Source organism: Candidatus Phytoplasma asiaticum (assembly GCF_015100165.3).
GTDB lineage: Bacteria > Bacillota_I > Bacilli_A > Acholeplasmatales > Acholeplasmataceae > Phytoplasma > Phytoplasma citri.
This window is the reverse complement of the sequence record NZ_CP097206.1, coordinates 411,002-423,155: the sequence shown is the minus strand read 5'-3', so window position 1 is coordinate 423,155 and position 12,154 is coordinate 411,002. Positions and strand designations below refer to the sequence as shown.

9 protein-coding genes and 1 pseudogene are annotated in these 12,154 nt (G+C 26.5%); all 10 read left to right on the top strand.

The features are described from left to right. Positions 1–5 precede the first annotated feature (5 nt). The 10 genes and pseudogenes from H7686_RS01810 to H7686_RS01765 all read left to right on the top strand — a co-directional run bounded on the left by H7686_RS01810 (position 6) and on the right by H7686_RS01765 (position 12,110). Positions 6–1,694 (top strand): ribonuclease J, encoded by a 1,689-nt coding sequence (locus tag H7686_RS01810; protein ID WP_193622093.1) that lies wholly within the window; start codon positions 6–8, stop codon positions 1,692–1,694. A 33-nt stretch (positions 1,695–1,727) separates the two neighbouring features. After that, positions 1,728–2,063 carry a hypothetical protein gene (locus H7686_RS01805; protein WP_193622092.1) on the top strand — a complete coding sequence of 112 codons (336 nt, stop codon included), beginning with the start codon at positions 1,728–1,730 and terminating at the stop codon, positions 2,061–2,063. After that, a complete protein-coding gene (locus tag H7686_RS01800; RefSeq protein WP_444517532.1) occupies positions 2,056–2,208 on the top strand; it encodes a hypothetical protein in 153 nt (50 codons plus the stop codon). The genes H7686_RS01805 and H7686_RS01800 overlap by 8 nt, the downstream gene beginning before the upstream one ends. Positions 2,209–2,939: 731 nt before the next feature. After that, positions 2,940–3,503 carry a DNA-formamidopyrimidine glycosylase family protein gene (locus H7686_RS01795; protein WP_444517565.1) on the top strand — a complete coding sequence of 188 codons (564 nt, stop codon included), beginning with the start codon at positions 2,940–2,942 and terminating at the stop codon, positions 3,501–3,503. A gap of 549 nt (positions 3,504–4,052) precedes the next feature. Beyond that, positions 4,053–5,775 (top strand): annotated as a pseudogene (locus tag H7686_RS01790) (reverse transcriptase domain-containing protein). A gap of 301 nt (positions 5,776–6,076) precedes the next feature. Continuing rightward, positions 6,077–6,163 (top strand): zinc finger domain-containing protein, encoded by an 87-nt coding sequence (locus H7686_RS01785; RefSeq protein ID WP_369221291.1) that lies wholly within the window; start codon positions 6,077–6,079, stop codon positions 6,161–6,163. Positions 6,164–6,280: 117 nt separating this feature from the next. Beyond that, the gene (locus H7686_RS01780; protein ID WP_193622076.1) at positions 6,281–7,513 is read left to right on the top strand and encodes a replication initiation and membrane attachment family protein; all 1,233 of its coding nucleotides are present in this window, start codon (positions 6,281–6,283) and stop codon (positions 7,511–7,513) included. 896 nt (positions 7,514–8,409) lie between these two features. Then, positions 8,410–9,264: an ATP-binding protein gene (locus H7686_RS01775; RefSeq protein WP_193622075.1), complete on the top strand. Its 855-nt coding sequence runs from the start codon at positions 8,410–8,412 to the stop codon at positions 9,262–9,264. Positions 9,265–9,361: 97 nt separating this feature from the next. Further along, positions 9,362–11,029, top strand: coding sequence for an ATP-binding cassette domain-containing protein (locus tag H7686_RS01770; protein ID WP_193622074.1), 1,668 nt, complete (start codon positions 9,362–9,364; stop codon positions 11,027–11,029). Positions 11,030–11,246: 217 nt separating this feature from the next. Continuing rightward, positions 11,247–12,110: a DegV family protein gene (locus H7686_RS01765; protein WP_193622073.1), complete on the top strand. Its 864-nt coding sequence runs from the start codon at positions 11,247–11,249 to the stop codon at positions 12,108–12,110. Positions 12,111–12,154 lie beyond the last annotated feature (44 nt).

Sequence of the window (12,154 nt, the reverse complement as noted above, 5' to 3'; positions counted from 1 at the left end):
TACAAATGGTAGCACATATTTCGCAACAACAATCTAAATTTGATATTTTATTTTATGCTTTGGGCGGATTAGGTGAAGTAGGTAAAAATATGTATGTGGTCGAAATTCAGGATAAAATTTTTATTATGGATTCGGGCATGTCTTTTTCTGAAGATTCTTTTTTAGGTATTAATTATATAATTCCTAGTTATGAATATTTAATTAAAAATGAACATAAAATTCAATGTCTTTTAATTACTCACGGTCATGAGGATCATATTGGCAGCATTCCTTTTTTATTACGTAAAGTCAAAATACCCAAGATTTTGGTTACTGGTATTGCTTATGATTTGATTGAATTTAAATTAACAGAACATAAATTGCAAAAATATATGCATATTTTAGATAAATATGAAGAAGAATCTGAATTGTGTTTTGGAAAGGTTACAATTTCTTTTGTACGTCTAAATCATTCAATACCTGATACTTTTGGTATTGTTTTTGAATATAATAAAAATATTATTTTTTATACTGGTGATTTTAAAATTGATCATACTCCTGAAGGTCCTTTAGCGAATTATGCTAAATTAGCTGATTTAGGTAAAAAAGGAGTTTTATGTTTGTTATCGGACTCTACTAATGCTCAACAAAAAGGTTTTATAGAATCAGAAAATAAAATCGGAGATACTATTAATAATTTATTTTATCAAATTAAAGGTAGAATTATTATTGTTACTTTTGCGTCTAATTATTATCGTATTAGACAAATTATTCAAGCTAGTGTTTTAACTAAAAGAAAAGTAGCTGTCTTTGGCCGAAGTATGGAAAAAGCAATTGAAGTTGGGGCTAAAAATGGTTATTTAAAAGTGCCAAAAGAATTTTTAGCTAATAGCAACAATATTAATGCTAATGATGAAGATATTACTTTGTTATGCACTGGTTCTCAAGGGGAACCTTTAGCTGCTTTGAGTCGTATGGCGAATGGTACTCATCGGCAAATTAAATTAAATAATAAAGATACAGTAATTTTTTCATCTTCTCCTATTCCAGGAAATCAAGATAGCGTGAATAAAATTTTAGATTTATTGTATAAAATGGAAGTTAATGTGATTTTACATGGGTTTTTAGTAGATACTCACGCTTCTGGACATGCTAGTCAAAATGATTTGAAATTAATGTTAAATTTAATTAAACCACGTTTTTTAGTTCCGGTTCATGGTGAATATGTTATGTTAATGGCTCATAAAAAGTTAGCTATTGAATGTGGTATACCTTCTGAGAATGTTTTTATTTTAGATAATGGTGATGTATTAGGTTTAAGTCCTGAAAAAGCTCAATTAATCCGAAAAATTCCTCATGATGATATTTATATTGATGATTCTGGTTCAGAAAATTTAAGCAATTCTATCATTAAGGAAAGAAAAATTTTAAACGAAGAAGGATTGTTATCTATTATTGTTAGCATGGATTGGAAAAATAAAAAAATTATTAATCATCCGATGGTTGTATCTCGAGGATTTATTTATATGAAAGGTAGTGGCGATTTTATTCAAAAAATATCTAATGATATTAAAAATATGATTCAAAAATTATTATCTTCTGAAACAGTTAATGAAAGTTATTTAATAAAAGCTATTATTAATTTTATCACTCCTCGTATTTATGAAACTACTTTACGTAATCCTTTAATTTTACCTATTATTGTATCTATTTAAAATTTTTTATTTTAGAAAGGTTTTGTGATTTTTATGAATTTCGCTAAACTACTTGATAGTAATTTATATAACAATTATTCTATTAACGATTTAATTTGTATAGTAAATGTAAGATATAATAAAGATAAAAACTTGAAAATTTCTAAAGAATGGTATACTGTTGATCTGAAAATACTTATCCACTCTGAGATTAAAATTTTTTCAGAATTAATTTTATTTTTTGAACATATTGATAATGATAATCCAGAATTTTTTTTACAACCAGGTCAAAAAATAAAAATTATAACTGGAAAATTATTTCTTAATAAAATTATGTTAAAAGAAAAAGGTACTTTGTTGATTGAAAAATTTATTCACGTAAGTGAATAGCAAATCGGAATTAGATCTAGATAATTTGAATTGGTTTGTAAAAAATTTTATAAATAAAAAAATAAAGGAGATCTTTTTAATGCCGGAACTACCAGAAGTAGAAGTTATTGTAAGAGCTTTAAACAAACAAATTATAAATCGCTAGGGCGCAAAAGATGCTCATAATTCTGCTATTTAACGCATAGCCTAGAGTGATAATTTCTCTAGAGGTCACGTAAACACCACAAGGTGGGCTTGATCAACTAGTTCGAAAGAATAGTTGATAACAGCAAAAGCACGCAAGCGAGATGAGACGAAATATCTAGTCAACAAGTCGACGCCAGACCAGAAGTCAAGGAAAAGGTGCAAGTCCCTAAGCGGTTAAATAGAGTGGTTTAATTAAAACATTTTGGTAAGATATTGCTACCAGAATTAAGGAAGGATACATAATAAATTAATTCTTATTATTGTAAATTATCAATTAGGTTAAAAATAAATTGACCCCTTCCTACACTTTTCCATCTAAATTAATCAAACTTCTACAGATATTCCTAACTTGAATGATGGTAAACTGCCCCTAACACTTCCCGTAGAATTATGTAGTAACTTTGATCTCCCTAAAAGCACCTTCTTAGGGTTAAAACTAGCAGTGCTAGGCTCAAGGGAAAAGCGAAACTTAGAGTAGTCGTCAGTTTAATTCTGGAATTGGAATATTCGAGAAGAACCTGATCAAGGCGAAGGGTAATAACCTTTACATGGCGAAAGAGTTTCAATATCTTAGATTATAAGATATTAGGCGCCGGATGCTTGGAAACCTGCTTGTCCGGTTCTGTGGGAGGCTAATTGCGAATATGAAGCAAGTTATTATTATTTCTTCTTTCTAAACCGCGTTAATCTATCTCGATTATTAAAGATATAGATATTTTTTATGAACCGATTATAGGTAATAAAAAATATTTTAATCAAATTAAAAATAAATTTTTTTTAAAAGTTAAGCGTCAAGGTAAATATTTAATTTTTTTTTTAAGTAATAACTTGGTTTTAATTGGTCATTTACGCATGGAAGGTAAAATTAATTTAAATCCTATTAATTTGTGTAATAATATTTATAAACATGAATGTTGGCGATTATATTTAGATAATGATATAGTTATGAGTTATTATGATACTCGTAAATTTGGACGTTTTTTAATTTATAATTACAATAATTATTTGATTACAAGTCCTTTAAGTAAATTAGCTAAAGATCCTTTCGAAATTTTGTTAAATGATTTTTATAATAAATTACAAAAGACTAATAGAGTTATTAAACAAGTTTTATTAGATCAAAGTGTAATTTCAGGAATAGGAAATATTTATGCTAGTGAAATTTTGTTTTTAGCTCGCATTCATCCTTCTAAACCTTCACGTCATTTAAGTGGGCGCCAAAGAGGCCTAAATTTCGTGCTATCTAACCAATAGCCAGGGCCGATAAACCCTGAAAGGATATGGTCGGTCTGGTAGACGAAAGCATGCCAGATTACAGCAGACTATAAAAGCGGGTTGCGACAAAAGCAAATTAGTCAAAAAGACGCCGCCACCAAATAATTCGATGGAGAAGCCTGCAATGGCCTAAGAAGGAAAATTGAAGTAATTGACGAACCTGTTCCGGAAGTTGCTTAAACGGACAGTCCAGAGACTACTGTTATAAAACTTAAGTATCGAGTAGTTTATCAGATTAAGAAAACCTGGAATCAGCCTCCTAAAGAGGATACTTCCCCTAAAGAATTAAGGTAGAAATTTAGTGTAACTTGGAGAATCCTAAAACGAAGTAATTAAATTTACTAATCCGGAAATAAAGCCCGGATCGTCAAGGATAAAGCATCTTCTTAGTAGTCGTAAGGGTAAACCTAAATTTGGAATAGTTTAGTTAATCGTCTTACCCAGAAGAGAGTTAATAACTCTTATAGGGCGAAAGAAGATAGTAATTTACTATTTATTCAATGGCATCGAGGAAGGGGTTGATATATTATGTCAACAACCGTTTCACTAGAAACTAAGCTTTCGCGAACATTGGATAAAATTCAATATCGTTCATCAAATAGTCACTCCTTAAAAAGAGAATTACAGTAGGGGATGAATAACTTTTATAATACGCTAATAGCATTTAATAAAATTGCTGCTAACAAAGGAGCGGGCACACCCGGAATTGACAATGAAACCGTTGATGGGATTAATCTAGATAAACTAGAAAGATACCATCAGGAATACGTCAATAATGGTTACAACCCTAAACCAGTTAAAAGAATTCTCATCCCTAGTGATAACAAAAGGACTAGACCTCTGGGGCTACCTACTATCAAGGACAGGCTAATACAAAAATGCCTCGAACAACTCTTAACTCCCTATTTTGAGAATATTTTTTCAGAATGGAGCTTCGGATTCAGAACCAAAAAATCTTGCCATGACGCTGTAAAACGCGTTAAACAAAGATTTCAAGGAATTGACTACATTATCAAAATCGACTTAAAAGGCTACTTTGATACCATCAATCATGGAATTCTTATGAGAACCCTAAATCAGTTCATCAGAAAGAATAAAGTCCTCTCAACTATTAACAAATGGTTGAAAGCTGGCTTCATGAAAAACGGAATCAAATACAAATCCTTATCTGGATCTCCTCAGGGAGGGATTATCTCTCCCTTACTAGCGAATTTATATTTGCATTACATCGATCTAAAAATGGAAGAACTGATCAAAGAAGGAAAGCCAATTAAGAAAGGCAACCCAGAATATGTGAGAGCATGGTCAAAAAACCGACATCATAAACTAGGGACTGATAGATGGATAAATCTAAATCCAAAACCTAGAGTTGAATACATCCGCTACGCTGATGATTTTATCATTGGCGTTAAAGGCGAGTATGACAAAGCCGAAGGGATTAAGAATCAAGTGATCCAATGGCTAGAACAAGACTTGAAACTTATCATCAGTAAGGACAAATCAAAAATTGTGAAAGCCAATAAAGGGACAAGGTTTTTATCCTACTTGATAAAGGTAAATCCCACCAATAAAACTCGTACAAGGAAATCTACAAAGAATTCCCTAAACGGCAGTGTTCAAATTCAAGTCCCCAAAGCAAAAGCCGAAGAATATGGATATGAATACAATTGGTTAAAAAGGGGGAAGATAAAACACGACGAAATATTAGCAGATAGAGATGAATTAGAAATAATCCGAACCTATCAAACAATTGTGAGAGGAATTATCCAATACTTTTGTTTAGCTAACAATCTCGGTGTTTTAACCTATCTAAACTATCTGGCTGAATATAGCTGTTTGAAAACACTGGCAAGAAAATGGAAAACATCGATTGCCAGAGTCCGAAAGAAACTCAATAGAGGTTCAACTTGGGGTATCCAAAGGAAAAACTCAATACGAACCATGGGAAGTCTACTCTTGGGATAAAATTAAAAAAATGCGTAAATATAAAGGGAATCCGGACATTACCATTAATAGATATATATTCCAAGGTCGTACGCACCTAACTGACCGCCTGAAAGCGGAACGTTGCGAAAACTGCAATAAAACAACCCAACTTCAAATTCATCACATTGGGACAGTTCGCAACGCGAACCGCCAGAGTATTATGAATAAAAGTACCAAGGTATTGTGTAAAGATTGTCATCGTAAGGTAACCAATCAACAAATACATGATATCAAAAGAACAAGAACGATAAGAATAAATAGCTAATCAACCGTAAGGGGAAATTAGTTCTTGAAAGAGAGTAAATTATGGAAAGCCGGATGCTTGGAAACTTGCTTGTCCGGTTTGGACGGGGGCTGATTGTAAATAAAACAGCAAATATAAATCGCTTCATAAAACGCAATTAATCTATCCGTATTTAAAACAAGTTGACAATATTTTAAAACATGCTCGCGATATTTTAAAAGCTTCTATCCAAGATGGAGCTACCACTACTAATACTTTCGAAGCCTTAGGAATTAAAGGTAATTTTCAAAAAAAACTTTTGGTATATCAAAAAAATAAAGAAATGTGTTGTAGGTGTAATAAATTAATTCAAAAAATTAAAATTAATGGTCGTAGTTCTTATTTTTGTGATTTTTGTCAGTTAAAATAAATAGAAATATTTTATGTTATTTTTTGATCATTATGAGGTCTAATCAATATTTATTTTTGTTTTTATCAATTATTTATAATTATTTATAGTAATAGTATTTAAGGAAGGTCGCAAATAATGATTAATTCGAATATAATTAAAATTTATTGTGTTAATAAATTAACTTCGGAAGATTACAAAGTACTTAATTTATTATATCAACCCCTAATCGGAACTATTGCTATCTCTTTGTATAATACTTTATATTTTTTAAACGAAAGTAAAAATAATGTTGATAATAATTTTACTATTACATATCAGATGTTATTTGATTTGTTAAATGTAAATAAAAAAACTTTTCAATCTAATAAATATAAATTAGAAGCTCTCCGTTTGTTAGAAACTTATTCTAATGATAATCAAGATATTATTTATGTACTTTATTCTCCTGTTTCAGTTCACAAATTTTTTAATGATCCTTTGTTAAGTCATTTTTTTTTAAGCGAAGTTGGTAATTATTATCATTGTTTACAAAAATTATTACTAACTAAATTACCTTTAATACCTAAAAATTTCCAAAATATTAGTAAAAATTTTGTAGATCTTTATAAAGTTAATAAAATTAATGTTGATTATACCTCTTTATATCATCATTCTAATTCGGGTAATGCTCAAAACAGCAATAATAATCATTTATTGGTATTTAAAAAATTTTTCGATTACGAAGTTTTTTTTAATAATTTATCTGAACGTTTTAAAAAACCTTTTTTATTAGAAAATGAAAATATTGATTATATCGTAACTTTAGGTTTTGTTTATATGTTACAACCAAAAGAAATGGCCGCTTTGTATCAAAAAATTTTTCGCCATAATTATAATCAAAATCTTAATATTAATTTAAATGTTTTGAAAGATTATTTATATGAACAAAATATAAAAACTCAACAAAATATTAAAATTGTTGATGTTAATAATCATCAACAAGAAAAAAATGAAATGATTTTATGTTTAAAAAGATCACATCCTATTCATATTATTAAAAATTTTGGTAAAAATATTAATATAAATAAAAAATTAAATCATGATTTATTCATGTTAATTCAAAATCATAAAAATGTAGATATTGGAGTTATTAATGCTTTATTAATGTATATTTGCAAAAAGAAACATCACGAACTTGATTTTGTTTTATCTTATAATTATTGTGATGTTGTTTTAAAATCGTGGTTAAAAAGAGGCATTATTTCTACAGAAATGGCTTATAATTACTTGACAGAAGAGTTAGAAAATAATAATAAAAAATTTAATTCTTCTCGCAAAAATGTTCCTTTGCCTAAATGGTTAGATGATTTTATGAAAAATTTACATTAAATTTACATTAATTAAAAGTAATCTAGAAATATTTGAAATCAATTATGAGATTGATAAATTATTATATAATCTCATATTAGTGCCGAAAAGGACTAAATTTCGTTCTATTTATTCAATATCCAGGGAAGATTTTGAAAGAATATGATCGGTCAGGAAAACGAAATAATGATTAATTATAGAAGACTATAAAATTGGATTGTAACAAAAGCAAATTAGTCAAGAGGATACTTCCACCGAATAATTTCTCGGAAAAGTTTGAAATGGCCTAAGAAGAAAAAGTGATTTAATATATAGACCTATTTCGGAATTAGCTAAACGGACAGTTCAGAGTCTAATAATATAATATATAATTATTAAGTAGTTTATCAGCCAAAGAAAACCTGGAATCATTCTCTCTAAAAAAGAGGGTAATTCACTTAAAGAATTAAGGTCGAAATTTAGCATAACTTGGGGAATCCTAAAACTAAGTAATTAAGTTTACTAATCTAGAAATAAAAGCCCGGATGGCGGATGGTTAAGGATAAAGAATTTTTTTAGTAGTCTTAAGTGTAAACCTAAATTTAATTTATTAAATTTATTTTTTTATTTTGATAAATTGTTTATTAATATTAGTTAAATGTTTAAAATGAAAAATAAATAGACATAAAAAAACATGATATAATAAATTAAGTAATAATTTATGTATAAGCTAAAAATATTTAGTAATGTTAAGAAAAAATAAGATTTTAGGTAAATATTTGATGATTTTAAAATTTATTTGTTGAGATTTCGATATGATAGATTTTTTCTAATTAATCTATATTTATCTGAATTTATAATAAATTCAATGTATTATTATTTTAGTTTTATAAAAATTTAGATTTTAAAAAAATTTAAATTTTTATTTAGGAGTTATTATGGATTCATCTGAAAAGTCAAATTTTCATTTGCAAAAAATTAAAGATTATATTAAGAATCATCCCGAAACAAAACATTTACAAATTAAAGACGAAGATGTTATTATTGTTTTTAATTATTTAAATAAAAAAGATAAACCCAATCCTTTTGGATATAAATTAGTTTTAAAAGAACAACCTTATCTTCATGTAGTTTGGCAAGAAACTGCCAAAACTAAACAAATAGATTGGAAAAATAATTTACAACAAAAAAATTTTTTATTTAATCAAGAAATAAATTTGACTGGTATAGATATTAAAAATATAAAATCTATGTCTAAAATACAAAAAATTATTTTTAATTATATGAGGGATATCGTAGAAAAATATAATTCCTTTGATATCAACATTAAACAAAATAAAGGTTTATATATTTATGGTCCTTTTAATTCTGGAAAAACTTTTATGTTAAAAATATTAGCTAAAATGTTATTAATAAATAATATTCCTTTTTTATTTATTGTTATGTCAGATTTGGTTCGGCAATTTAAATTTTTATGGACTCATGATATTATAGAAGATAAAATAAACCATTTAAAAAAAATTCCATTTTTAATTTTAGATGATTTTGGTTTAGAAAATATGAATGCTTTTTTTCGAGATGATATTTTTATACCTTTATTAAATTATCGTTATGAATATAATTTACCTGTTTTTTTTAGTAGCGTTTTGCATCAGAATGATTTGAAAGAAACTTTACAATTAAATGTAGATTTAATTAATGCTACTAAATCTGCGAAAATTATTAATTTAATTCAAAAATCTACTTTATTATATGATTTTTCTGATAATATTTCTAAAAATAAATTGTTATGATAACAAGAAGATTTTTTATTAGTTATTAAATTAGTTAAAATGATATTTTTTAGATTAATTTATACATTATTTTTAAAAAATTAGGGAGAGTATAAGTATGATTCGTTTAATAGACGTGAATTTGAGCTTTGATGAAGGAGAAGATATTTTAAAAGATATTTCTTTTAATTTACCTAGTAGTGGATTTGTTTTTTTGTCAGGACCATCAGGTTCAGGAAAAACTAGTTTATGTAATCTTTTATCAGGATTAGAAAAGATAAGTAATGGTAAAATTTTATTAGAAGGTAAAGATTTATCTACTTTTTCAGACTTTAAAATGGCTGATTATAGAAATGGTATGATTTCTTATATAACGCAAGATGCTTATTTTATTAGTGAATTAAGTGTTTTAGATAATATTCTTTTATCTGTTAAATTACAAAAAAGCTTTGTTAATCCGCTCATTCATACACAAATTAAAGATTTATTTAAATATTTTAATTTACCTATCAGTTTATTGAAAAAAAAACCTTTTCAATTATCTGGAGGACAATTACAAAGAGCCAATGTAATTAGAAGTTTAATCAAAGATTTTGATGTGATAATATCTGATGAACCTACAGGTAATTTAGATCCAGATTCTAGTAATTTAGTTTTTAAAAAATTAAAAGAGATTTCTGAAAAAAAATTGGTTATCGTAGTGACTCATGATATTTTATTAGCAACCAAATATGCCGATATTATTATTAAAATAAAAGAAGGTATTGTTAAAGATTATTTAGTGCGTAAACAAAATGACACTTTTAATAATGAAAATGTTCAATTTAATGAAAAGGATTTAGATTTATTAACCTATGTTGATAATTTAGAAAAACAAAGATTTGTTTCTAAAATCAAGGAAGCTTCTAATTTATTTGAAAACGATCATCTTTTGAAGTTTAAATCTGTTTCATCTAATTTACCTTTTAAAGAAGTGCATTCTATTTGTAAATTTTTTTATAAAAATCATTGGAAACGAAATTTATTTAGTCTTTTGTATTATTTTATATCAACTTTGTTAGCATTTAGATTACTATCTTATGTAAATATTTTATTGGGAAAAATATTTTGGTATAAAACATCTTTTTTTAAAAATATATATTTAGAATTTTATGACATTGTTATATTTCCTTTTTCAAAAGGATTTTACCTGATATCTTTTTTAAAATTTTTAGTAATATTTTTATTTTGGTTGTTTTATTTCCTTTTATCCAAGTCCTTTCTGAATCGTCAGACAATAGTTTTTTATCGTACCGCAGGTATTACTCGTATTTTAGGTGCGAATAGTCGAATTATTAATAAAATATTATTTTATTTTATCGCTTATTTTATATTGGCGTTTACTTTCTTACAGCAGATGTTTATGTTTTGGTATCAATTTGGAGTTAATAAACTTGTTAATGATGGTTTGAATTATTTTAATAATGGTTTAAATTATTTTTCTATGTTTTTGGATAAAAAAGCAATTCCTGGTTTTAATGATATGAATTTGTTTGAACAAAAAAAATCATTATTGCAATTAAGTGAAAAACTTTATCCTTGTCGTTACGACATTCTTCAATACTTTTTTGGTCCTTTATGTGAGAATGGTTTTTTTTCAATTTCACCCAGTTATCGAACTATAGTTAGTTGGGTAGGTTTTTTTATTATTTGTTTTTTATTTGTTTATAGTATTTATCTTTTGACGAATTCTAAACGATTAAATAAAACCAAACCTTTAATGATGTTAAAAAAAGGAAATTCTTGAAACAATTTTCATAAAAAACTCATTATACACAAATAATTTATTTTGTTATAAATAATCATAAATTTTATAATTTTTTAAATAACTCGATTTCTTAAGATTATTTTTTAGGAAATTGAGTTATTATAATTCTTATTTTATTTATTTTTATATTCATATTTTTGATTCTTTAATTAATTAAAACAATAAATATTTTTTATTAAAAGGATTTTAATTTCATATGAAAATTAAAGTGATAAGCACTTCTACTAGTTGTTTAGATTATTTTCATCAAAAACATAATATTGGATTAATTAGATTACAAATTTTTTTAAATAATCAAGAATATCGAGATGGCGAAAATTTAACTGCAGATCAATTTTATGATTTTATAACTAAAAATCCTCGTTTAATCGCTACTACTTCTCAACCTCCTATAGGAGAAATAGTTGATTATTTTCGCCAAATAGCTCGTTTAGGTTATCAAAAAATTTTTGTTACCACTTTGTCTAGTGCATTAAGCGGTAGTTATAATAGTATTTTATCTGCTAGTAAAATAGTTGCTTCTGAAATAGAAGTTATAGTTTTTGATACCCAAAGTATTGGTTTTTGCGAAGCATATTGCGCTTTACAAGCTGAACGTATGTTTTCTGAAGGTTTTGAAATTTCAGAAGTTATAGCATATTTAGAAAAATTACGTAAAAATAATAAAATTTTTTTTATAGTAGATTCTTTAAATCATTTAATTAAAAGTGGTCGTTTAAGTATTGCTAAAGGTTTTTTAGGAAGAATTTTTCATATTAAACCTATTTTAAAATTAGAAGCTCCTGGTATTATTACAATGATTAAAAAAGTTTTTACTATGGAAAAAGCTTTTGATTGTATTTTGAGAGAAATTGAAAATTATACTAAAAATCAGAAAAATCAAAAATTTTTTTTACATATTTTAACTTCAGGACGCCCTCCTATGAAAAATAAATTAATAGAAATTTTAAAAAAAAAGTTAAATATTAATGATATTTTAGAAGTTATTATTACTCCGGTGATAGGAGCGCATGTAGGTAATAATGTTCTTGGTGTGGGATTAATTATTCCTCCCATTTGATCCCATTAAGAAGTTTCAATAATCATAAGGTGTAAATATAATAT